Annotated in this window: 20 protein-coding genes, 1 other RNA gene, 1 riboswitch and 1 other annotated feature; of the genes, 11 read left to right on the plus strand and 10 right to left on the minus strand. The window is 70.5% G+C overall.

Annotated features, from left to right (window positions below):
• The first annotated feature begins 80 nt into the window (after positions 1-80).
• Complete coding sequence (locus E6G06_07125; protein TML92177.1) at positions 81-1,259, plus strand: sulfotransferase; 1,179 nt, start codon at positions 81-83, stop codon at positions 1,257-1,259.
• 3 nt (positions 1,260-1,262) lie between these two features.
• On the opposite strand, the gene E6G06_07130 is transcribed toward E6G06_07125, so the two are convergent.
• The 4 genes from E6G06_07130 to smpB all read right to left on the minus strand — a co-directional run bounded on the left by E6G06_07130 (position 1,263) and on the right by smpB (position 7,614).
• Positions 1,263-3,677, minus strand: a complete 2,415-nt coding sequence (locus E6G06_07130; GenBank protein ID TML92147.1) for a hypothetical protein — start codon at positions 3,675-3,677, stop codon at positions 1,263-1,265.
• Positions 3,678-3,734: 57 nt separating this feature from the next.
• Complete coding sequence (locus E6G06_07135) at positions 3,735-6,293, minus strand: FtsX-like permease family protein (protein ID TML92148.1); 2,559 nt, start codon at positions 6,291-6,293, stop codon at positions 3,735-3,737.
• Between the two features lie 412 nt (positions 6,294-6,705).
• Positions 6,706-7,059, minus strand: a transfer-messenger RNA (tmRNA) gene (gene ssrA, locus E6G06_07140).
• Positions 7,060-7,110: 51 nt separating this feature from the next.
• Complete coding sequence (gene smpB, locus E6G06_07145) at positions 7,111-7,614, minus strand: SsrA-binding protein SmpB (GenBank protein ID TML92149.1); 504 nt, start codon at positions 7,612-7,614, stop codon at positions 7,111-7,113.
• A gap of 36 nt (positions 7,615-7,650) precedes the next feature.
• Here smpB and E6G06_07150 point away from each other — a divergent pair, with 36 nt between their 5' ends.
• The 8 genes from E6G06_07150 to E6G06_07185 are packed head-to-tail and all read left to right on the plus strand — an operon-like array spanning position 7,651 to position 13,173.
• On the plus strand, positions 7,651-8,058 hold the full coding sequence (locus tag E6G06_07150) for a M67 family metallopeptidase (protein TML92150.1): 408 nt from the start codon (positions 7,651-7,653) through the stop codon (positions 8,056-8,058).
• 10 nt (positions 8,059-8,068) lie between these two features.
• A complete protein-coding gene (locus E6G06_07155) occupies positions 8,069-8,344 on the plus strand; it encodes a MoaD/ThiS family protein (GenBank protein ID TML92151.1) in 276 nt (91 codons plus the stop codon).
• 2 nt (positions 8,345-8,346) lie between these two features.
• A complete protein-coding gene (locus E6G06_07160; GenBank protein ID TML92152.1) occupies positions 8,347-9,285 on the plus strand; it encodes a cysteine synthase family protein in 939 nt (312 codons plus the stop codon).
• Positions 9,286-9,306: 21 nt separating this feature from the next.
• A complete protein-coding gene (locus E6G06_07165) occupies positions 9,307-10,116 on the plus strand; it encodes a glutamate racemase (GenBank protein ID TML92153.1) in 810 nt (269 codons plus the stop codon).
• Positions 9,858-10,844, plus strand: a complete 987-nt coding sequence (locus E6G06_07170) for an MBL fold metallo-hydrolase (GenBank protein ID TML92154.1) — start codon at positions 9,858-9,860, stop codon at positions 10,842-10,844. Before E6G06_07165 ends, E6G06_07170 begins: the two co-directional genes overlap by 259 nt.
• Positions 10,841-11,581 carry a ribonuclease PH gene (locus tag E6G06_07175; GenBank protein ID TML92155.1) on the plus strand — a complete coding sequence of 247 codons (741 nt, stop codon included), beginning with the start codon at positions 10,841-10,843 and terminating at the stop codon, positions 11,579-11,581. Before E6G06_07170 ends, E6G06_07175 begins: the two co-directional genes overlap by 4 nt.
• Entirely contained in the window at positions 11,578-12,177 is a 600-nt protein-coding gene (gene rdgB / locus E6G06_07180; GenBank protein ID TML92156.1) for an RdgB/HAM1 family non-canonical purine NTP pyrophosphatase, read from the plus strand. Before E6G06_07175 ends, rdgB begins: the two co-directional genes overlap by 4 nt.
• Before the next feature lie 48 nt (positions 12,178-12,225).
• A complete protein-coding gene (locus E6G06_07185) occupies positions 12,226-13,173 on the plus strand; it encodes a DUF559 domain-containing protein (protein ID TML92157.1) in 948 nt (315 codons plus the stop codon).
• A gap of 48 nt (positions 13,174-13,221) precedes the next feature.
• Here the strand turns inward: E6G06_07185 and E6G06_07190 are convergent, their stop codons facing one another.
• From E6G06_07190 to E6G06_07205, 4 genes are all read right to left on the minus strand, one after another.
• Positions 13,222-14,223: a metal-activated pyridoxal enzyme gene (locus E6G06_07190; GenBank protein ID TML92158.1), complete on the minus strand. Its 1,002-nt coding sequence runs from the start codon at positions 14,221-14,223 to the stop codon at positions 13,222-13,224.
• Positions 13,593-13,643 (plus strand) — a sequence feature (possible 23S ribosomal RNA but 16S or 23S rRNA prediction is too short). (Overlaps the previous gene by 51 nt.)
• Positions 14,224-14,315: 92 nt before the next feature.
• Positions 14,316-14,798: a prepilin-type N-terminal cleavage/methylation domain-containing protein gene (locus E6G06_07195; protein TML92159.1), complete on the minus strand. Its 483-nt coding sequence runs from the start codon at positions 14,796-14,798 to the stop codon at positions 14,316-14,318.
• Positions 14,799-14,892: 94 nt separating this feature from the next.
• Positions 14,893-14,987, minus strand: a riboswitch (cyclic di-GMP riboswitch).
• A 227-nt stretch (positions 14,988-15,214) separates the two neighbouring features.
• Entirely contained in the window at positions 15,215-15,505 is a 291-nt protein-coding gene (locus tag E6G06_07200) for a hypothetical protein (GenBank protein TML92160.1), read from the minus strand.
• A gap of 13 nt (positions 15,506-15,518) precedes the next feature.
• Positions 15,519-16,391 carry a WD40 repeat domain-containing protein gene (locus tag E6G06_07205; protein TML92161.1) on the minus strand — a complete coding sequence of 291 codons (873 nt, stop codon included), beginning with the start codon at positions 16,389-16,391 and terminating at the stop codon, positions 15,519-15,521.
• A 14-nt stretch (positions 16,392-16,405) separates the two neighbouring features.
• Here E6G06_07205 and E6G06_07210 point away from each other — a divergent pair, with 14 nt between their 5' ends.
• Complete coding sequence (locus E6G06_07210; protein TML92162.1) at positions 16,406-17,437, plus strand: alpha/beta fold hydrolase; 1,032 nt, start codon at positions 16,406-16,408, stop codon at positions 17,435-17,437.
• 10 nt (positions 17,438-17,447) lie between these two features.
• On the opposite strand, the gene E6G06_07215 is transcribed toward E6G06_07210, so the two are convergent.
• Positions 17,448-19,595 carry an NAD-dependent epimerase/dehydratase family protein gene (locus E6G06_07215; GenBank protein TML92163.1) on the minus strand — a complete coding sequence of 716 codons (2,148 nt, stop codon included), beginning with the start codon at positions 19,593-19,595 and terminating at the stop codon, positions 17,448-17,450.
• Between the two features lie 203 nt (positions 19,596-19,798).
• Between E6G06_07215 and E6G06_07220 the strand changes: the two genes are divergently transcribed.
• Complete coding sequence (locus E6G06_07220) at positions 19,799-20,863, plus strand: DegT/DnrJ/EryC1/StrS family aminotransferase (protein ID TML92178.1); 1,065 nt, start codon at positions 19,799-19,801, stop codon at positions 20,861-20,863.
• Here E6G06_07220 and E6G06_07225 read toward each other — a convergent pair.
• Positions 20,860-22,209 (minus strand): hypothetical protein, encoded by a 1,350-nt coding sequence (locus tag E6G06_07225; protein ID TML92164.1) that lies wholly within the window; start codon positions 22,207-22,209, stop codon positions 20,860-20,862. The two genes, E6G06_07220 and E6G06_07225, sit on opposite strands and share 4 nt — an antisense overlap.
• Positions 22,210-22,224: the final 15 nt, after the last annotated feature.

Here is a 22,224-nt window from a genome sequence, read left to right on the forward strand (position 1 = left end):
CGACTCGGCCCGCCGACGTGCGCATCGACGACCTCGCGTCCCCCCGCTTTCCCGCGGACGTCGAAGCGATCCGCACCGCGATGACGGCGATGGGCGCCGACCTGCATCTCGAGCCCGACGAGCTGCTCGAGGCGGCAGCTGAGCAGACCGGCCTCGACGACTTCGGTGACCCCCGCTTCCGCGAGCCGCTCGCGGTGCTGTGCGGCGCGCTCCGGACCGAGGCGGGACTGAGCCCGGCCGGCGTGACGACCACCTGGTCGCAGCTCGTGACGTTGTTGAAGAACCGGTTGCTCGTGGAGGACGTGCTCAAGCGCCATCCCGAGATCCACGCGCTGCGCATCGAGCGTCCCATCGTCATCGCGGGACTGCCGCGCACGGGGACGACGCATCTGCACAACCTCATGTCGGCCGACCCCGCCCTGCGCTCGCTTCCGTACTGGGAGAGCCTCGAGCCCGTCCTCGCCGACGACGAACGGCAGCGGCGCGACGAGCCCGACCCGCGCGTCGCCCGCACGGAACAGGCGCTCGGTGTGCTCAACGCCGCGCTGCCCCTCTTCAGACGGATGCACGAGATGACGACCCATCACGTGCACGAGGAGATCCAGCTGCTCGCCATCGACTTCTCCACGATGCTGTTCGAGACGATGGCCGTCATGCCCACCTGGCGCGACTGGTACAAGTCCACCGACCAGTCACCGACGTACCGCTACCTCGAGACGGTGCTGAAGGTGCTGCAGTGGCAGCGCGGCGGTGTCAGGTGGGTCTTGAAGTCGCCCCAACACCTCGAGCAGTTCCGGCCCCTGATGGCCACCTTCCCCGACGCCACGTTCGTGGTGACCCACCGAGATCCGGTGTCGATCACCGCGTCGCTCGCCACCATGATCAGCTACTCGGCCCGGCTCAGCCACGAACGCGTCGACCCCCGGAAGATCGGCCGTTACTGGGCCGACCGCGTCGAGGACATGCTCCACGCGTGCGTCGACGAGCGCGACGTCCTGCCCGCCGACCAGTCGCTCGACGTTCGCTTCGACGAGTTCATGGCCGACGACGTCGCCATGGTCGAGCGCATCTACCGGGTGGCGGGCCAAGCCATGACACCCGAGGCGCGCGCCGCGATGGACTCGTTCATGGCCGATCACCCGCGGGGTCGTCACGGAGGCCTGATCTACGACCTGGCGGACTTCGGTCTCGATCGTGAGGAGCGGCGGCGCGCCCTGCGGTTCTACGTCGAGCGCTTCGCGGTCCGCGAGGAGCGCTGAACCTCAGCGACGTCGGCGGCGAGATCTCGAACGGCCCTGCTTCCGGGAGACCGGCGCGGGGCGACGCGCGGGACCTGTCGGGGCGGCAGCCGGTGCGGGTGCGGGATCGGGGTCGGGTGCGCCCGCCCTGGCGCGGTCGGCCCAGGCGAGGACGACGACCGCTGCCGCGCCGAGCAGGCTCAGCCCCGTGCCGGCGGTGTCGACCGGAGTGCGACCGTAGTGGAGGGACACGTGCCGGGCGGTCGGCACGACGACCATGAAGTTGGGAGTGGCGCGCCAGGGCCCGCGTGCGCCCGTCGCCCGCCAGTTGGGGAAGTACGAGACCCGCACGAGCACGGGCGCGCCCGGGCGGTCGACGTCGAACGACACGCGGTCGTCGTCGAGACGCACGTTGCTCACCCGTGCCGGCGTCACCGGGTGTCGTAGCGCGGCGACGTCGACCGTCGAGCCGAGCACGACGAGGCCGTCCTTGGTGTGCTTCGCGGGCTGTGGTCGCGCCGCGACCCGTGGCCAGTCGCGGGGGCCCGAGGCCAGCAACGGCACCTCCCAGGCCGACGGGTCGCGCTGGAAGAAGTCGACCCCCACCGCGGTCCACGAACGGCCGGGCCCGCCGATCCCGGTGACGACCGCGGGCTGGAACCTCAGCGGCGTGACGAGCGCGGTGTCCGCGACCCGGTACACGCGCCACTTGCCTGCGTCGGCGAGCCGCTCGAGGCGCGGCTCGGCGTCGGCCTGACGACGCGCGCCGGCGGTGTAGGCCGCGTAGTAGCGCGCGCCCAGCAACTGGAGATGGTCGACCCCGCGGGCCACGTCGAGCCGGCCGTAGGGAAGATTCTGCAGGCTGAGAAACGGAAGTTGCGAGAGCTCCTTCTTGAGGAGCTGCTCGTAGGGCGCGGTCGCCGAGACCTCGAGCCCCTCGTTCACCGTCGTGACGCACCCGTCGGTGAAGTACGGCACGAGGAGCAGGGCGTTGAAGCTGCCGTAGGAGATCAGCGGGTGCAGGTCGGCCTCGCCCATGAAGCGTCCGCAGCCGTGGTCGCGGCCAACCGCGTCGAGGGTCCGCATGAGGTCGCGGTACTCGCGGGCCCCCGCCTGACGTTCGTAGCCGCCGTACACGGAGGTGATGAACCCCCGCACGTCGCTCCGGTCGGTCACGTGCAACGGCAGCCCGCGCGGGGCGGCGGCCACCGGGATCCCGACGAGCCACATGACGAGGACGAAGGCCACGATCGGTACCGCGGCGACCAGGGCGGGCTCGGTGCCGCGTGGCCCCGCGTAACGCCGCCGCCGGCGCGCCACGAGGTCCTGGGCGAGATGACCCAGCTCGCCCACGGCGTATGCGGCCAGCAGGTAGAGGGAGAGGAACCAGAACGGCAGGAAGCGGTCGTTCTGCAGTCGGGCCGAGGGCTTGAGCACGAACGCGAGAGCCATGAGCGCGCCGAGCGCGCCCAGCGCGAGCAGCACGTGCTGGCGGCGGCGGACGGCCAGGGTGATTCCCGTCACCGCGAGCACGGTCACCGGGAAGAGGTGCCAGACGTGGCTGAAGAGGAACCGCCCGCGCCCGCAGTGGGCGGAGTCGGCGCAGGAGTTCACGAACGGAAACACGTTGGTGAGGTAGTGCCCGACCTGGGCGATGCGCGTCGGCGGGACGTAGGCGTAACGCCACTGCAGCGGCACGAGCCAGAAGGCGGCGAGCAGCAGGCCCACGCCGACCGTGACCGCGACATGGACGAGACCTGCCCGGCTGCGGCGGAAGACGAGCAGCAGCGCGGCGCCCGCGAGCGAGAAGACGACGGCGAAGACGTGGCTCAGCACGGTGACGCCGAGCACGACGGCGGCCGACGCGCGGTGACGTCCGGTCTCGAGGCCGCGCGCGACGAGGCCGAGGAAGAGCAGCGCGAGCGCGAGCCCGAAGGAGAACGCGAACTCGCCGCGCACGGTCGAGATGACATCGCCGCCGCGCGCTCGGGGTGCGAAGTGGTCGAAGAGGAAGACCACGCTCGTCACGGCCATGAGCGCGGGCACGGGGAAGCGGAGGCGTGTCAGCCGACCGAACGCCCACGCGGCGACGGGGAGTGTCAGCAGGCCCAGCGCGCTCACGACCTTGAACGTCACCGCGTAGGGGAGCACAAGGCTGGCGACTGCGATGACCAACGACGGGAGCGGGAAGTAGAAGACGAAGGCGGCCAGGCCCGCGTGCCAGTCCATCGTCCAGCCGGTGAGATGCCCGTGCGGTAGGAGGTGCTCGCGCATGTACTGCGGTCCCCACACGTAGCCGCCGGTGTCGCCGCCCGTGGGTGTCGTGCTCGAGAACAGCAGCGACGGCTGCAACTGCCAGAGCACGAACAGCACTGCACCGGCGACGACGGCGACGGTGATGAGACGCTCTCGCGTCGGGGCGCGCGGACCGCGTCTCACGGGCTGCAGACTAGGGCGCGGTCGACGAGAGGGCCGTGGGCGCGCGGCGCGGCGCCGTCACTCGGCCCGGAGGACCTCGGCCGGCGGGACGCGCCCGGCAGCCCAGCCGGGGCCGCCCGCGAGGAGGTTTGCGACCACGAGCGTGGCCGCGCCGATGGCGAGCACGCCCACGAGCGGCACGATCGGTGGCGAGACGCTCCCGACACCGCCGGCGACGAGGTCCCACGTCCACCGCCCGACCGCCATGCCGCAGGGGACTCCGACCACCAGCGCGCCGGCCGCCAGCGCCGTCGCCTGCCAGGCCACGGTGGCGAAGACCTGTCCGCGCACGAAGCCGATCGTCTTCAGGATCGCGAGATCGCGCCGATGGCGACGCACCGAGCCGACGAGGGTCAGTGCCAGCGCGCCGACGGCCAGCACCACCAAGAGCCCTGCGAGCACCGAGGGCAGGAAGTCCACCCGCGCGAGGTCACCCACCTCGCCACCCGGGTAGGGCCGGAGCACCTCACGACCGAAGTCGTCGAGCAACGACGTGCGGGCCGCTCGGGTGTCGACGCCGGGGCGGTACCGAACCGCGAACTGGAGGACAGGCACGTCCACACCGAGACGTTGCAGCGCCGCGACGGTGGTGGCACCGCCGCGGGAGAGCCGGGGCGACAGGTCGCCGGCGGTGGGCTGCAGCGAGGCGCCGACGATCCGCATGGTGATGCGTCGATCGCCCGCCTGCGCCGTGACGCTCTGGCCGATGCCTTTGTGAAGCTTTGCGAGGGCGTCCCGGCCGAGCACGATCTCGTCGGCCGAGCCCGGGGCCCGCCCTTCGATGATGCGACCGAACACCGAGCCCTTCTCCGAATCGACGCCGACGATGTCCACCTGATGGCCGTCGACGGTGATCGCGTCGACGGGAACGAACCCCGCGAAGGAGGCGACGTACCGGTTGGTGGCCAGCAGCCGCACCATCTCGTCGTGGAGCGGGCCCGCGGCCGGGTCGCCCATGAGGCCCTCGCTGCTGTGCGGGTTGCCGACGACCACGTCCCAGTTCCAGCCCTGCTCGACGGGATGGTCGACCAGGTGGCGGAGGCTGACGCCGAAGGTCACGGCCGCGACCACGCCCGCCACGGCCACCACGGTCCCGAGCAGGGCGGTGCGGAAGGCGAGCCCCCGTCCGCGTTCGAACGACATCCCCATCCCGGCAACGGCGGCGGGGCCCAGACCCGAGCCGGCCACCGCGCCGAGCAACAGGCCGGGCCGGGCCGGTGCCTGCTCGTGGCCCGCGTCCGGCAGCGTGCGGGCGGCGCGCCACGCGGGCAAGAGGGCGCGCAGCAGAACCGTGGCCGCGACGCAGACGGAGCCGAACGCCAGCACGGCCACGTTGACGGAGAACCCGGGGTGGATCTCGGCCCGGCGGGCCAGCCCGATCGGCGTGAGCGGAGAGAGGGCGAAGCCCACGACCGCGGCGGTGGCGCCGCCGCCGACGGCGATGACGGCAGCCCGCACGAGGGGCACGAGGACGAGCTGGGCGCGGTTCAGGCCCAGGGCGGACAGCGTCGGGTTGAAGCGGGCGTCTGACGCCACCTGGCGGCCCAGCGCCTGGCCGACGACGAGGAGGGCGGCCACCGCCGCCAGGCCGCCGAAGGTGACGAGGGCGATCGCCTCGAGATGGATGGATCGCTGCGCCTTGTCGGCCGCGGTCTGGATGTCGGAGCCGGGGTGGACCTGGCCGTCGCCGGGGTCGACGGCTCGGCGGACACCCTGTTCGAACGCGGGCAGGTCGGCCGGGCCATGGCGGAGACGGATGCGGAACCACTCCATGCCGGGGAGCACCTCGACCGGCGTGCCCGCGTCGTGGGCGAAGCGGCGGAGGAACGCCGGCGTCAGGAACATGCCGCCGGTGCTCTGGTAGATCGCGTCACGGGTCACGTCCGGCGGCGGGGCGCTGACGGTCGAGGGGTCGCGCACGATCCCGACCACGCGGAAGGTATAGCGGGGTCCCTCGGGCGCGGGGACCTTCCCCGACCCGGTCGCGTTCGTCTCCTCGTTCTGCTGGGCGGAGAACGCCCACATCGTCACCCGGCTGCCGACGTGCAAGTGGCGCCGGGCCGCGGTGAGGTCGTCGACCACGACCTCGTCGGGTCGTTCGACGCGGGCGAGGCGGCCCCGGAGCACGAGCGGCCGGTCGATGGTGCGGAAGGTGTGGTCGTCGGCGGCGCCGAAGGGGTTGATCGAACCGACCTGTGTCCCCGCTCTGTCGGGCGACAGGAACAGGTACGGGGCGCGACCCGCCTCCGCGATCTGAGGGAGGGCCAGCACGCGGCGACGGGTGGCGAGGCCGTGCGCGAAGACGGCCGGATCCGACGGGTCGCCCTGCGCCCCGTTCACGATCACGACGACGTCCTCGGGGCGGCTGTACGCGACGAAGCGCGTCATCGCCGTGCGGGTGCGGCTGGCGCCAGAGGCGGCCACCAGCACGACGCCCCCCGCCAGCCCCACCAGGAGCGCAAGCCCGACCGTGGCACCCCGACGCCGCCGCAGCTGCGTCCGGGATGCCATCCACACCGGCAGCATCACCCCATTGTGCGGAGGCTGCGCCTTCACCGGAAGGGCGCCTCCCGGCATCCCCTCGGTGATGCCAGCACGACGCCGATCCAGGCCGGATCCAAGGGCCGTCCAAACCCCGAGGCGCACGCTGCTCTCAGTAGGAGCCCGAGTAAATCATTCGGGCGAAGCAAGAGGGGGAGCCATGAAGAAGATCAACCACGGTTTCAGCCACGGCAGCACCGTGAAGTACGGGTTCTCGCACGGCTGAGCCGCACGACCGGATCGCCCAGAGCTGAGTCACGGTCTTGGCGACGACCGTGACATGGCAACCCCGGGAGCCTCCAATCCGAATCGGATTGGGGGCTCCTGGGCTTCGCCCCAACCCTTCTTGTCGTACGCGACCGTCGTGAACCGCTGCGTACGACAAGAAGTGTTGGTGTGCCTCCTCGAGGGAGGCCCGAGCAGCAACTATTGCGGCGTGACGTGAGAACGGTGGAGGTGGCGGGAATCGAACCCGCGTCCTTCAGCTTCTCGACGGGACTTCTCCGAGCGCAGCCGGCGGTGAGATCTCGGGCTCCTCGCTGTCGCCGGCATCGGCGAGGAGCCCCAGTCAACTGAAGTGTCCCTGTCCGACCCGTTGACGAGGCCGGTCAGGTGAGCCCTGCGAGATGATGCCCGGACCCGGCCCGCAGGGCTGGGACCGGCCGGACATCGCTGTGGTTTAGGCAGCGAGCGCGACGTTGTCGTCGGCGTTTGTGTTTGTTTTCCGGCTCTTTTACGTGGCTCCGGAGACCACGGCTCGCTTCTCCCGTCTCGACGACCGAAGTCGAGACCTGGCACCCCCATGTCAAATGACGCTGTGTTGCCGCACCAGTGTACCGGCCGGCCGTGACCGTCAGATCCTCCGGCGGTTGCCCACGCCCCCGCGTCGGGCCGCGGACATCGCCCGCTCGGCCTCGCGGTTGGCGTCGCGCTCGGCGATGACCTGGCGCTTGTCGTAGCGCTTGCGTCCCCGGGCCAGCGCCAGCTCCACCTTGGCTCTTCCGTCCTTGAAGTACATCGACAGCGGAACGAGCGTGAGCGACTCCTGCTGCGTCCGCCCGACCAGCTCGTCGATCTCCGACCGGTGCAGCAGCAGCTTGCGGCGCCGCTCGGGCTCGTGGCCGTCGGTGCCGTGCGCGTGAGAGTACGGAGGTATGTGCACGCCGAGAAGCCACAGCTCACCGGACTCGACGCGCGCGTACGAATCCTTGAGCTGCGCCTTGCCGTCGCGGAGCGACTTCACCTCGCTGCCCACCAGCACGATCCCGCACTCGAAGGTGTCGATCACGTCGTAGTCGTGACGGGCCTTGCGGTTGGTGGCGATGGGCTTCGGCCCGGCCGGGCGTTTCGATGCCATGCCGGGTCCACGCTACCGGCAGTACCCTCGGCGCCGATGCTGCGGCTGAGCGAGCTCACGTACTTCGCCATGGTCGGCCACAGTCTCGACGACCTGCCCGACGAAGCGTGCGGTCTGCTGGCCGGTCCCCTGGGCACGGGCAAGGTGATGGTCGCGTACCGCTGTCGCAACGACGCGGCATCCGCCCGCCTGTACACGGTGAACAGCCAGGACATGCTGCGGGCCGATCGCGACGCGCAGAGCCGGGGCCTCGACATCATCGGCGTCTACCACTCGCACACCCACACCGAGCCGTATCCGTCGCCCACCGACGTGGCCCAGGCCCCCGACCCCGCGTGGCACTACGTGATCGTGTCGCTCAGCGAAGCCGAGCCGCGGCTCCGTTCCTACCGCATCGTCGACGGCACCGTCACGGAAGAGCCGGTTGCTCTGGAACGTCGGTAGGATCAGGAGGATGCCGGTCGAAGTTCGTCTTCCCACCGTCCTGCGCAACAGCGCGGGCGGTCAAGCGACGGTGCAGGCCAACGGGTCGACCGTGGGCGAGGTCTTCGAAGACCTCGTCCGCCAGTTCCCGCTCCTCGCCGGGCAGCTCGTGCAGGACGACGGCACGATGCACAAGTTCGTCAACGTCTATCGCAACGACGAAGACGTGCGATACCTCGAGAAGCTCGACACCAAGGTCTCGGGCGACGACGTCATCTCCATCCTGCCGGCCGTCGCCGGCGGGTAGTCGTGCCCGCGGCCCGCTCCGTCCTCGACCTCATCGGTGACACGCCTCTGGTCGAGGTCAGCCGGCTCAGCCCCAACCCGGGTGTCCGCATCCTCGTCAAGCTCGAGGGACAGAACCCGGGTGGCTCGGTCAAGGACCGCATCGCCAAGTTCATGATCGAGGCGGCTGAGGCCGACGGCACCCTCACGCCCGGGTGCACGATCCTCGAGCCGTCGTCGGGCAACACGGGGATCGGGCTCGCGCTGATCTGCCGGCTCAAGGGTTACCGGCTGAAGGTCGTCATGCCGGAGAACGTCTCCGTGGAGCGCCGGCAACTGCTCGAGATCTTCGGCGCCGAGATCATCGTCTCGCCGGGCGCCGAGGGGTCCAACGGCGCGGTCCGCATGGCGCAACGTCTGGTCAAGGAGATGGACGACGTCGCGTTCCTCTACCAGTACGGCAACCCCGCCAACCCGCGCGCGCACTACGAGACGACGGGCCCCGAGATCCTGCGCGACTGCCCCGACATCACCCACTTCGTCGCCGGGCTCGGCACGAGCGGCACGCTCATGGGCGTCGGCCGTTTCCTCAAGGAGCGCAAGCCCGACGTGCAGGTGTGGGCGGTCGAGCCCCCGGCCGGAGAGCGAGTGGAGGGGCTCCGCAACCTCGACGACGGCTTCGTGCCCGAGGTGTTCGATCCCGACGTGCTCGATCGCAAGGTGATCGTGCGACCGCGTGAGTCCATCGAGTGGACGCGTCGCCTCACCGAGGAGGCGAGTGTGTTCGCGGGCATCTCGACGGGCGCGGCCATGGCGGGCGCGGCCAAGGCGGCCGCGCAGATCGACACGGGCGTGATCGTGACCCTTTCGAGCGACGGTGGCTGGAAGTACCTCTCCACCGGCGCCTGGACCGACGACATCGACGACGTGGTCGAGCGGGCCGAGAAGATCGTCTACTTCTGATGGCCGCCGCATAAGCGCATCGTGGACGACCGGCCCATCGGCATGTTCGACAGCGGCTTCGGGGGGCTCACCGTCGCCCGCGCCCTCATCGACCTGCTGCCCGACGAGGACCTGGTGTACTTCGGCGACACGGGGCGCTACCCCTATGGGCCTCGCCCGCTCCACGACGTGCGCGAGTTCGCGCAGCAGATCACCGAGCTGCTGGTGGCGGAGCACGACGTCAAGATGGTGGTCGTCGCGTGCAACACCGCGTCGGCCGCCGCGCTCGACCTGCTCCACTTCGAGCACGACGTGCCCATCGTCGGTGTGATCGACCCGGGCGTGCGGGCGGCCGTGCGCGCCACACGCAACGGCAGCGTTGGCGTCATCGGCACGGTCGGTGCCATCGGCTCGGGCGCGTACCCGCGCGCCTTCGCCGCCACCCGGGCGCCCGTCACGGTCACGTGCGCGGCCTGCCCGGGGTTCGTCGAGTTCGTGGAGCGGGGCGACACGCGGAGCGAGCAGGTGCACGTGCTCGCCGAGCGGCTGTTGGCGCCGGTCAAGGACGCGGGCGTCGACACCCTGCTCCTCGGTTGCACGCACTACCCGTTCCTCGCCCGCACCATCGGCGATGTCATGGGCCGCGAGATCGTGCTCGTCTCGTCGGCCGACGAGACCGCGTTCGAGGTGCGCGCCCTGCTGCACGAGACCGGGCTCGTACGCCGGTCGGGCACTGGCGGTGGCAAGGGTCGTCACCGGTTCGTCTCATCGGGCGACATCGATTGGTTCAAGGAGCTGGGGAGCCGGCTGCTCGGGCCCGAGCTCGGAGGGGCGGAGGCGTGGGTCTGGTGAGCGGCCTCACGGTGACCGTGCTCGGATGCTCGGGCTCGTACGCCCGGCCGGGCGGCGCGTGCAGCGGCTACCTCGTTCGCAGCGGCGCCACCAGCGTGTGGCTCGACGCGGGCCCCGGCACGCTCGCGACTCTGCAGGAGCACGTGGGCCTGCTCGACGTCGACGCCGTCGTGCTCAGCCACGAGCACCCCGACCACTGGCACGACCTCGAGGGCTACTTCGTCGCCTGCCGCTACGGGACCCCTGCGCGTGCCGGTGTGCCCGTCTACGCACCGCCCGGCCTGCGCGACCGCGCCTATTTCGACCTCGAGCCCACGTTCGCGTGGCACGAGGTGGCCGACGGCGATCGCGTCGCGGTGAATGGGCTCGACGTCTCCTTCTCGCGCACCGATCACGGGGTCGAGACGCTCGCGGTGCGCATCGATGGTGGCGGCGGCTCGCTCGGTTACTCTGCCGACTCCGGTCCCGATTGGTCGCTCGAGGCACTCGGACCGGCGCTCGACCTCGCGTTGTGCGAGGCAACGCTCGCGTCCGACGAGGAGGGGAAGGTGCAGCACATGAGCGCCCGCCAGGCAGGCACGTCGGCCCGGGCGGCGGGCGCGCGCCGTCTGCTCCTCACCCACCTGTGGCCCACGCTCGACCCCGTCCGCAGTCTCGACGAGGGCTCCGACGCGTTCGGTGCGTCCGCCGAGCTCGCCGCGCACAACACACGGTACACCGTCGCGTGAGCGCCCGGCGCGACGGGCGACAGCCCGACCAGCTGCGTCCGATCGTGTTCGAGCGCGACTACACCGAGTTCGCGGCCGGGTCGGTGTTGATCTCGATGGGGCGGACGCGCGTGCTGTGCACCGCATCGGTCGACGAGAAGGTGCCGCCGTGGATGCGCGGCAGGGGCAAGGGCTGGGTCACCGCCGAATACGCGATGCTGCCCGGGTCGACCAGCGAGCGCACCGATCGAGAGGTCGTGCGCGGGCGGCCGTCCGGACGTACGCAGGAGATCCAACGGCTGATCGGCCGGTCGCTCCGGGCCGTCACCGAGATGGTGGTGCTGGGGGAGCGGCAGATCCTGATCGACTGCGACGTCCTGCAGGCCGACGGCGGCACGCGCACCGCGTCGATCTGTGGGGCCTACGTCGCCCTGCACGACGCGTGCACGCGTTTGGTGCAGGCCGGACGGCTCCAGGCCCATCCCCTCGAAGCCGCCTGCGCGGCGGTGTCGGTGGGCGTCGTCGACGCGGTCGCGCTGCTCGACCTCGACTACTCCGAGGACGTGCGCGCCGAGGTCGACATGAACATCGTCATGACGTCCACCGGGCGCTTCATCGAGGTGCAGGGGACGGCCGAGGGACTTCCGTTCAGCCGCAGCGAGCTCGATGACCTCCTCGGTCTGGCCGAGCACGGCATCGCCGAGATCCTCGACCACCAGGCCGAGGTGCTGGCGACACCGCCCGCGCCGCGTTCGTGAGGCTCGTCCTCGCCACGGCCAACCCCGACAAGGCCCGCGAGATCGAGGACCTGCTCGACGGTTTCGAGGTGGTGGCCCGGCCCGCGTCGGTGCCCGATGTCGAGGAGACGGGCGCAACGCTCGTGGAGAACGCCTTGTTGAAGGCACGCGCGGTGCGCGACGCCACCGGCGAGCCGGCGGTGGCCGACGACACCGGGCTCGAGGTCGACGCGCTCCACGGCGCGCCGGGTGTGCGCTCCGCCCGCTTCGCCGGCCCCGCGGCCACCTCTGACGAGAACGTCGACAAGCTGCTCGCCGCGCTGGCCGGCGTGCCACCGGGCTCGCGCCGGGCCCGCTTCCGCACGGTGGCGGCGGCCTGCCTCCCCGACGGGCGCGAGCTGGTGGCCGAGGGCGCGGTCGACGGCGTCATCACCGGAGCGCGGCGCGGAAGCGGCGGGTTCGGGTACGACTCCGTCTTCGTCCCCGACGACGGCGACGGGCGCACGTTCGCGGAGATGACCCTGGCCGAGAAGCAGGCCGTCTCCCACCGCTTCCGGGCCTTCTCGGCCCTCGCCACCACCCTTCTTGTCGCGCTGGACCACCGTCACGGTGGCTGAGCGCGACGAGAAGGGATGATGTCGTAGCCCCCTGCTGAACTGTCGGGCGTGATCCAGCGAGGGCTGGCTGCGATCGCCCAACGCCAGCTGGGCCTCATCACGCACGACCAGGCGATGCAGCTCATCACGTACCGGATGATCGAACGTCTGCTGGGCAGCGGGCGGTGGGAGCGGGTGCATCGCGGTGTGTACCGCGTGGCCGGCGCTCCGGTCACATACGAGCAGCGGGTGGTGGCCGCGTGCCTCGCCGCCGGAGCGGAGTCGGCCGCGTCGCACCGGAGCGCAGCGTGGATCTGGGGTCTGCTCGACGAGGAGCCAGACGTGGTGGAGATCGCCGTGCCTCGCCCGCTCCACCACCGATTGCGCAACGTGGTGGTACACCGGGCAACCGATCTCGAGCGCGCCGACACCACTCTGCGTCGAGGCATCTCGGTGACGAATCCCATGCGCACGCTGGTCGACCTGGCCGCGGTAGCCCCGGTCGGAACGGTGGCCCATGCACTGCATCGAGCGTTGTCCACTCGACTGGCCGCGTTCGACGCCACGGAGGCAGCGCTCGAGCGGGTTGCGCGCAAGGGGAGGCGAGGCGTGCGGGTCTTCCGTAAGCTCCTCGACGAGCAGCGCGACAACCCCCGCCCGGCCGGCGTGTTCGAGGCGAAGTTCTCGTCGCTCGCCCGAGGTTTCGCGCTTCCGACCGCAGTGCCGGAGCTCGACGTGCTGGCCGACGACGGCACCTGGATAGCACGCGTCGACTTCGCGTACCCGGAGGCGAAGCTGTTCATCGAGCTCGACGGGCTCGAGACGCACGGGTCCGGGCCCGCGCTCCAGCGAGATCTCGCACGGCAGAACGCCCTCGTCGATGCAGGGTGGCAGCCTCTCCGTTACACGTGGGCTGACCTCACCCGCCGACAACCGGCGGTCGCGGCCGAGGTCCGTCGGGTACGCCACGCACGCCTTCGACTTCTCGGTACGCGCGACCACCGCGACGGTGGTTGAGCGCGAAAAGAACGCGCGGCGAGGCGAGGCCGCGGCGCACCCTCGCGGCTACCAGCCGCGGAGGTCGACGGGCCAGGTGTCGACCACGTCGTCGCCGTCGACGAGGTAGAGGTGCGCGTGGTACGCGACGGTGGGATCGACGTGCGCGGGGATGACGCGGACCCGATCGCCGACGCGTACCCGCCGGCTCTCGTCGGGGACGAAGGTGATGTGCTCGTCGGAGCAGTAGAGGACGGTGGCGCCGTCGATCGACGGGTTGCCGTGGTCCATGCCGAGCGCCTTCAGCCCGCAGTCGGCCACCGCCCAGCCCGCGGCCACCGAGATCACCGTCGCCAGCACCGTAAGGGCCTGACGGAAGGGGACGCCGGTCTTGGCGTACGCAGTGTCCATCAGGGCGTAGGAACCGGCCTGGATCTCGGTCGCCCACCGGTTGAGGTCGTAGGTGCCCGTGCCGCCCGCCGACACGAGGTCACCGCCGACGGCCTGGTGCGCGAGCTGCAGGTCGAGCATCGCCTTCTCCACACCCTCGGCCCGCTGGTCGCGGTCCGCCACCAGCACCATGTGGCCCTCGTAGCCCATGACGCCGCGCACCGACAGCCCGCGGCGACGGGCGAGGTCGCCCAGGCGGCCCGCGTCGTCGGGCGGGCAGCCGCAGCGCGGCATGCCGACGTTGACGTCGACGACCACCTCGTGCAGGCCGCCTTCGACCGCGGCATCGATGGTCGCCTCGGAGTCGACGGCCACGGTGATGCGCGCGTTGTGGGTGACGATCAGGCGCCCGAGGCGGTGGGCGTCGAGCACCTCGTTGGCGAGCAGGAGGTCCTCGACCAGCCCGGCCGCCACCAGGCCTTCGATCTCGTGGATCGTCGCGGCCGTGAAGCCCGGGTGGCCCAGCTCGCACTGGCGCTGGGCGAGCATCGTGCACTTGTGCGCCTTGACGTGGGGACGCAGCCGCGCGCCCGGCAACGCGTCGGCCATCGTCGCCAGGTTGTGCTCGAGCGCGTCGACGTCGACCAGCAGTGCCGGGGTCCGGAGGTCGGTGATCCGCACGCCGTCGACCCTAACGCCGGACGCGAGAGAGGGAGCGGCGGGAGCCGCTCCCTCTCAGGGTCTCGGGTGTCTACAGGAGTCCTACTGCTGGCTTACCAGGAGGCGCCGGTGATGGCAGCCGCTCCCGGGTTGGCGCACGGAGTGGCGGTGGTCGTCGCGTACTTCGTGCCCGTTGCGGTGTTGTCCTTGAGCCAGAAGCACTTGCCCGAGCCGCTCTGCGCACCGAGGATCACCGTGTCGTTGGTGGTGGTTGTCGTGGAGACGTTCAGGTAGACGAGGTTGCCGGTCGCGGCCAACGAGGCGGCGTTCGTCGTGTACGTGAGCGACGGCTCGATCGCCGTCATATCGGAAACGGTCTGGGTGTAGGCCTGGCCGTCGGTGTAGAACGTCTTCTCCGCGGTGAAGGCGTTGCGGACGTTCGACTGTGCGGCCCGGTCCTGAGCGCGCTGACGGGCGCCGAGGAACGTCGGGATCGCGATGGCGATGAGGATCGCAATGATCAGGACGACCACCATGAGCTCGATGAGGGTGAAGCCCTCGTCGTCCTCACGCCGCTTGCGCAGCATTTCCAGCATGGGTGTTGCTCCTTCGGCTCGATGAATTGCAATGGATGGAGCGAGGCCCCGTTCATCCGCCCGTGGGCCCCGCCCCGTCGCCGAGGAGACACCTCCAGGTAGTCCGGCCGGCCGCTCCTGTCATCGTCGACAGTGCTGGGCCCCGTGACTTTGCGTCGCCACCTTCCGGTGGCTTTGCCTTTGTCAGGAGAACTCGCATTCCATTCATCGAAAGCGCGATGCATGCGCTTGAGGATCATTTTCAGGATGACCCAGGCGGGGGTTGACACCCGTGGCGCCGAGATTTCCCTACAGTTCGGCCCGGGTTCTGCCGAAGGGTCAGGTGGAAGGTTCGGCCGAGGGGGCTGCGGTTCCCCCCTCTTGCGGCACCCTCGGCCCTTCCCTTCCCAGGGGTTCTGCCCGACTGCGTGCTGCTTTCACCGCAGGACGGCTGCCATCTCCCCGAGGGCCTCGGCCAGCGCCAGATAGCCCTCGGGATCGTCGCGCGCCTCGGCAGAGTCGACGAGCTGCTCGGCGAGCAGCCGCAGACGGACGGCGACCGCTTCCGACTCCCGCCGGGTCACCGCGTCGCGGTCGCGGCGGAGGAGCACGACCAGCTGGTCCTGCTGGAGACGGACCGCCTGGGTGCCCTGCTCCGCCGAGACCCGTCCATGGAGGACGGCGGTCGCCGTCTCGAGCACCCAGCGCACGCGTTCACCCGGATCCATGGCGCTCGCGTCGTTACGCGCGCCGCCGTCGGGTGACGACCGCGGCCACGATGACGACGGCGAGCGCGACCCCGACCAACAGGAACAGGGCGGTGTGTGACTTCGCCGCGGCCGCGGGCTTCGCGCCGGGTCCCGTCAGCGGCGCGAGGTCGTCGAGGGCGGGGTCGAGGAAACGGGTCTCCACCCGGTTCCGCTCGTCGCCGATCCGGCGCGTCGCGGAGTAGTCGACGAAGACGAGCTTGCCGCCGTTGTCGGCCGCGAACAGATGGCCGCGTCCGTCCACGGTGCCCTGGTCGAAGCGCAGCCCCAGGACGTTGCGTTGCGACGAGACCACCGTCGGGGTGCCCGAGTCGATCTGTAGGATCGAGAAGCTGCCGAAGAGGAACAGCGAGCCGGACGAGGAGTCGAACGTGATGCCGTGTGCCCCTCGCAGATCGCTCAGGAGCCGCTGCGTGCGCATCGTGCTGAGGTCGATCCGTCCGAAGTTCCCGCCGCCGTTTGCGTCGCTCGACGTGTAGAAGGCCTTGCCCAGGGCGAATCCCACCGACGTGACGAGCAGATCGTCGCCCGTGATCGGGCGCGGGGTCCCGTTGGTAAACGGCTCGAGGGGGACCTCGGCGAGCGTGCCGGGCAGACCCGCGGTCCAGGCGCGCTTGCCGTTCGGGTCGACGCTCACGTGGTACGCGCCGGCGACGCCGGACTTCACCGACTGCACCGCGCCGGAGTTGGGATCGACCTCGAACACCGTCCCAGTCGGGCCACCGCCCACGATGAGCTTGCCGTTGGGCGCGAACACGATGCCGTCCGCGCCGGGCAGGTTGGCGATCAGCACGCGCCGGCCGATCCGAAATCCCGATGAGTCGTAGGTGAACGCGACCTTCTTCACTGCCGGCGGACTGTATGTCGTGTAGAAGAGCTCGCCCGAGACCGCGGTCGGAGCGGGCGCCTGGGTCTGCGCGGCCGCCGGTGACAGGAGGACGATCGAAAGGCAGGCGCCGAGCACCAGGCCGCGTCGAGCGAGCATCGATCCAGGATAAGGGGATCACATGGAGCAACTGGTCGATCCACGTACCCGTCGACGGGGCGCGCCGCGTGAGGTATAAGGGGTCGATGCCGACGGTGAGCCTGGGTGACGTCGACATCGCTTTCGACGTCGGCGGTGATCCCGACGCGGACCCGGTGGTGCTGATCTGCGGATGCGGACAACCTGCGATCGCCTGGCAGCTCGGCCTCGTCCCCGCTCTGACCTCAGCCGGCTACCGGGTCGTCACCTTCGACAACCGGGGTGTCGCGCCTTCATCGTCTCCGCCCCCGCCCTACGCCGTCGCCGACCTCGCGGCCGACGCGCTCGGTCTGCTCGATCACCTCGGCATCGGCGCGGCCCGGTTCGCGGGTTACTCGCTCGGTGGCTGGGTGGCCGAGACGCTCGCGATCCAACACCCCGATCGGGTGCGCGCCGCCGCCTTCCTCGGCAGCTGCAACGTGGCGACCGCGTGGGAGAAGGCGATCACGACCGTCGAGCGCGACATGGCCCGCCTCGACTACGACCTGCCGCGTCTCTTCTACGCCACCGAGACGCTCCGGTACCTCCCGAATCAGGCGCTGCAGCAGGACGAGGTGGTCGAGGCGTGGCTGGCGATGATCGGCGACCAACCGCCGTGGCCCAACCCGGGTCGGTTGGGTCAGTATGAGGCGTGCCTGAGCTGGTCGCTCGACGTCGCCCGCACCGACGCCTGGCCCTCGATTCGGGCGCCCTGCCTCGTGCTGGCGTTCGAGCACGACGTCGACTCGCCGCCCGCGCGTTCGAGGGAGGCGGCGGCGCGGATCCCGAACGCCCGGTTCGTGGAGATCGCCGACGCCAGCCACCTCGGGGTGTTCACGCACGGCGACCAGGTCGCGTCTGCCCTCGTCGAGTTCTTCGGCTCGATCTGAGGGTGCGGCGTCAGCAGCTTCCTCCGTACGGAGGGAGACGGAGGAGCTCGTCGAGCCGCACCGGCTGGAGATGGCGATCACGGAGACCGTCGACGATGATCGGCAGCGCGCGCAGGATCGCCCGGCTGTCCGTGGACCGCGCGTCGTCGAGACCGTCGCCCAGCATCACGATCGAGCCCGGCCGCACCTGCCGCAACACCTGACGCGCCAGGGCGCGGCCGTCGTCGGAGGAGCGGCTGTGGGCGGCAACGTCCCATCCCACCATCGTCATACCGTGATGATGGACGACACGCGCCATCAACGGCGTGTGCCTGCCGTGAGGCGGTCGAAAGAACGTGGGGCACACGCCCAGCTCGCGGGCGAAGGCATGCTGCGCCCGCCCGAGGTCACGAAAGCGTGGATCGAGCCAGGCGCGCTGCTGCTCGACGTACGAGTGATTGGCGACGAGCTGCCCGTCGCTGAGCAGCGTGTGCAGCGCCACGGCTTTGGCGTCGACCGCCTCCGCGTCGCTGAAGAACGTCGCCTTCACGTCACTCGTGTCGAGAATGCGGAGGATCGCGAGCGTGTTCCTGCTCGGGCTACCGTTGAACGTGAGCGCGACCCGAGCGGTGTCACGCGGACCATGGCTCACGATCGCGCCGAACCAGGTGGCGCTCGCCGACGTGGCGCCGATCCACGACGCGAGCACCGCGGTGAACAGCACCGTGGTCCCACCCAGCACCAGCGCCGGGGGCCTGGGTCGTTGCGGGAGCGCCCGACGGCCGAACAGGTCGCGAACGGCCACGAGCGCGCCCAGGACCCCGATGGCGAAGATCACGGCTCTGGGGCTGCCGCCGGTGCGAAGCGCGACGAGACCACCGGCCGCCGTGATCGCGGACCCGACCACCAGCGGATCGCGCGCCAGCCCGCGGGCGGGCAGGCACATGCCGATCCCGGTTCCGAGCGCGAGGCCGAGGAGCCAGGTGACGGGACCGACCGACGTCTGCGAGAGCAGCCAGACGGTCGTCGCGACGAGGGCCCCACCGACCAGTCTCGGAAACGGCCGAGGGACGTGGCGGGCGACCAGCCACGCCATGAGGCACGCCAACCCCACGGCCGTCGCGACAACAGGTGCACGCGCGGTCACCGCGTCCCACTGTGATGCCAGCGCCGGAACGAGCAGTCCCGCCACCACGCATCCCGCCAGCACCCGCGATGTCGCCAACGAGAGGCGGCGGCCGGGCGCAGCGGGAGCCATGACCGGCACGGGCCGGTCCATCTCAGATCGGTACCAGTCGACGTAGCGACGGAGCCCTTCGTCGAACGAGATGGCCGGCACCCAGCCCAGGTCGTCGCGGGCCTTCTGAGACGACACCGTCCGCCCTGCGTAATCCCCGGCGCGCGCGGGACGGGACACCGTGCTCACCGGGCGACCGGTGGCCTCGCTGATGCAATCGACGAGATGGCGCACGCTGACCGGCTCGGGGCCCTCGAGGTTGAACACCTGGTTCGCGGCCCCGTCCGCGAGCACGAGCGCATGCGCCTCGACCAGGTCGTCGACGTAGATGTAGTTGCGGAACTGGGACCCGTCGCCGTCGATCGTGATCGTCTCGTCGCGCAACGCCATCCCCACGAACCTGGGGATCACCAGGGCGCCCCGCATGCGCGGCCCGAACGGGATGCCGTAGCGAAGTATCGTGAACTCTTGCCCGTAGAGCGAGTAGTAGTTGTGCGCAACCAGCTCGCTCGACAACTTCGACGACGTGTAGACGTGGTCGGCGCGGGACAGGTCGAACGGCGCATCCTCGGTGGCGACACCGCTGCCGGTCGCCGTGCCGTACACCCATACCGTGCTGGCGAGCACAACGCGTCGCACGCCGTTGCGTCGCGCTGCCTCCCACACCTTCGTCGTGCCGAGGACGTTGAGCTCGGTCGTGCGGACGGGGTCGGCGACCGCCTCGTTCACGTCGGAGACCGCAGCGAGATGGAACACGACATCGCAGCCTTCGGTCGCTCGGAGCAAGCCGGCATCGTCGAGGATGTCGACGTCGTGGTGCTCGACATCGGAGCGATGCGGACGCCGCGTGTCGATCACGACGATCGTGTGACCGTCGCTCGCCAAGCGGTCGACCACGTGCGACCCGATGAAGCCGGCCCCGCCCGTGACTGCGATTCTCATGGTTGTGTGGATGCCATCACGGATGTCGGTGATTCGGCAAGCCCCGACCGCGATCCCAGTCAGCTGCCGTCGGCGCCTAGCCTCCCTCGGGTGATCCTACCGGCCCGGCGCCGTGGCCTGGGCGCGTGACCCAGAGCTCGGACTCGCCCATCGCCGCGGCCCGCATCGTGTTCGGGCCCGAGGATCGGGCCCAGGCGCTCGCGATGATCGACGAGGCACTGTCGAGCGGGTCGCTGACGCTCGGGCCGAACACCCGGCGTTTCGAGGCGGCGTTCGGCGCCAGGCACGCGGCCCCGTTCGCGATCGCCGTGAGCAGCGGCACGAGCGCGCTGGAGATCATCCTCCGCATCCTCGGCGTCGAAGGACGAGAGGTCATCGTGCCGGCCAACACCTTCTTCGCCACTGCAGCGGCGGTGGTTCATGCCGGTGGCATCCCGCGACTCGTCGACGTCGAGCGCGAGACGCTGGCCCTGTCGACCGCCACGGTTCGCCCGGCCCTCAGCGAACGGACGGCGGCGGTGATCCTCGTCCACATCGGCGGCTTGGTCACCGCCGAAGCCGAAGCGACGGCGCGGCTCTGCCGGGACACCGGGGTTCCCCTCGTGGAGGACGCCGCGCACGCCCACGGAGCGGCCTGGCGGGGCGCGCCCGCCGGCTCGTTCGGCACTGCGGCCGCGTTCTCCTTCTATCCCACGAAGGTCATGACGACTGCGGAAGGCGGGATGATCGTCACGCGTGACGAGCGCATCAGAGACGAAGCGCTCGTCTACCGCGACCAGGGGAAGGCCGGCTTCCTCGGCGGCGAGCACGTCCGCATGGGCTACGCGTGGCGTATGAGCGAGCTGCACGCGGCGCTCGGGGTCGTGCAGCTCGGACGGCTCGACGAGTTCATCGCGGTCCGTCGGCGCGTCGCGTCTCTCTACGACAAGGGTTTGGAGGAGATCCGAGGTGTGCAGTCGCTCGTCGTCGACGCCGCATCCGAGCCCAACTACTACAAGTACGTCGCCTACCTCGACGAAGGCATCGACCGTCAGCAGGTGAAGGATGCTCTGCGCAGACGAGGGGTGTCGCCGAGCGGGGAGGTCTACGCCAGCCCCTTGCATCTGCAGCCGGTGTTCGCCGGGCTCCCAGCCGGCGACCTCACGGTCGCCGAGGAGGTCTGCCGCCGGCACATCTGCCTGCCCATCCACTCGGACATGACCGACGACGAGGCGGGAAGAGTCGTCGATGCGCTGGGTGGCGCGCTGCGCGAGGCGACGACGACCTAGTTGTCCGACGCCGTCGCCGGCGCTCTTTTGCACGCGTGCTCGATCCGGTACACGTCGTACTGCGGCCGTCGCATCACCGACGCGCCGGCCTCGACGTCGGATGATGCGCAGCCCGTGGACGGCATCGCCAGCTGGTCGAGGAGCTGGTGCTCGTTCGTGCGGTACGCACGGTCGAAGGTGGGAAACACGATCACGAAGTCGACGTCGCGACTCTGGAGGAACCGGGTGTAGTCCCCTCGACGGCTCCAACTCCTGATGTCGATGCTCTCGGGGAAGAACTCCGAGTCGAGGCGGGCACCGTGCTGGAGGAGCTGGTACATCCCGACCTTGCTGTCGCCTGCTCTGAGGACGCGGTAGGTCGCGCCGCGCACGAAGGCGTCGGATCGGATGAACGTCAGCATCGTCGGGTCGGGATGGCGGCGAAGCGCCCGCCACGCCGAGGCCACGTCGCGCTGTTGCAGCAGCAGGACGTTCGTCACGAGCATGGCGACCACCGCGGCGGGGGCGAGCCAGCGCCAGTGGAGAGGGCGGAGCAGACAGAGGATGACGGGGACCAAGACGACGACCATCCGGACCCCGAGGGTCTCGAGGAAGGCGTTCACGATCGTTCGCCGTGAGCTGTCCTGGAAGACCGGGGAGGCGAACACGAGCAGCGCGGCCGGGAGGGTCACCAGCAGGGCGACCGCGTACCACCGGATGAGCGCGCGTCGGTCGGGCTCCCACCACAACCGTCCGACCACCAGCATGAGCCCGAGAGGCAGCACGACGGCGGGATGCGTCGCCTGGCCCAGGCCGGCGAGCACCGCAGCCTCCCACCTGCGCTGGCGACGCCAGCATCCCACCGCCCCCAGCAGGAACGCCGCGCCCCAGACGAACGGGAGCTGGCCGATGATCGGGGACGCGACGAGAGCGGGGTTGGCGAGCACGGCCGCCGGCCCCCAACCCTCGAGCAGCTCGGGGAACGCCCAGAACGTCGCCCCGATCACGCCAACAGTGCCGATCACCAGCCAGAGCGTCACGACCCAGTCACCGAGCAGCGGGCGCAGGACCGCGGCGCTGACCCACGGCACGAACGCATAGGGGAAGGCGTAGGCCTCACCGTGCCCGATGACGGGCATGCGGAAAGGCAGCGTGTGTGCCTGGCTGAGCCGTTCGCTGACGTACCAGACGTGCGCGTAGTTGCTGACCGTGTCGTGCGAGACGAAGACGCGGTGTCCGAGGATCAGGGCGAGCACGAGCGCCCAGCCCGCCACGAGGACGCCGACGCACAGGCGTCTCAACCAAGGGGTCGAACCGCGGCCGGTGGCCACTTCCTGCTCGTGCGCGGCGGGTTGAAGGTCTCTCATCGGGTGCGGACGCCG

It is taken from the genome of Actinomycetota bacterium (assembly GCA_005888325.1).
In the GTDB taxonomy this organism is placed as follows: Bacteria; Actinomycetota; Acidimicrobiia; order Acidimicrobiales; family AC-14; genus AC-14.

Excerpts from the sequence above, each read along its gene's own strand:
- E6G06_07135 (TML92148.1), bottom strand. The coding sequence starts at position 6,293 with ATGCCGGGAGGCGCCCTTCCGGTGAAGGCGCAGCCTCCGCACAATGGG.
- E6G06_07210 (TML92162.1), top strand. The coding sequence starts at position 16,406 with ATGTCGTGTAGAAGAGCTCGCCCGAGACCGCGGTCGGAGCGGGCGCCT.
- E6G06_07155 (TML92151.1), top strand. The coding sequence starts at position 8,069 with ATGCCGGTCGAAGTTCGTCTTCCCACCGTCCTGCGCAACAGCGCGGGC.
- E6G06_07150 (TML92150.1), top strand. The coding sequence starts at position 7,651 with ATGCTGCGGCTGAGCGAGCTCACGTACTTCGCCATGGTCGGCCACAGT.
- E6G06_07125 (TML92177.1), top strand. The coding sequence starts at position 81 with ATGACGGCGATGGGCGCCGACCTGCATCTCGAGCCCGACGAGCTGCTC.
- E6G06_07215 (TML92163.1), bottom strand. The coding sequence starts at position 19,595 with ATGAGAATCGCAGTCACGGGCGGGGCCGGCTTCATCGGGTCGCACGTG.
- E6G06_07220 (TML92178.1), top strand. The coding sequence starts at position 19,799 with ATGATCGACGAGGCACTGTCGAGCGGGTCGCTGACGCTCGGGCCGAAC.
- E6G06_07195 (TML92159.1), bottom strand. The coding sequence starts at position 14,798 with ATGCTGGAAATGCTGCGCAAGCGGCGTGAGGACGACGAGGGCTTCACC.
- smpB (TML92149.1), bottom strand. The coding sequence starts at position 7,614 with ATGGCATCGAAACGCCCGGCCGGGCCGAAGCCCATCGCCACCAACCGC.
- E6G06_07200 (TML92160.1), bottom strand. The coding sequence starts at position 15,505 with ATGGATCCGGGTGAACGCGTGCGCTGGGTGCTCGAGACGGCGACCGCC.
- E6G06_07225 (TML92164.1), bottom strand. The coding sequence starts at position 22,209 with ATGAGAGACCTTCAACCCGCCGCGCACGAGCAGGAAGTGGCCACCGGC.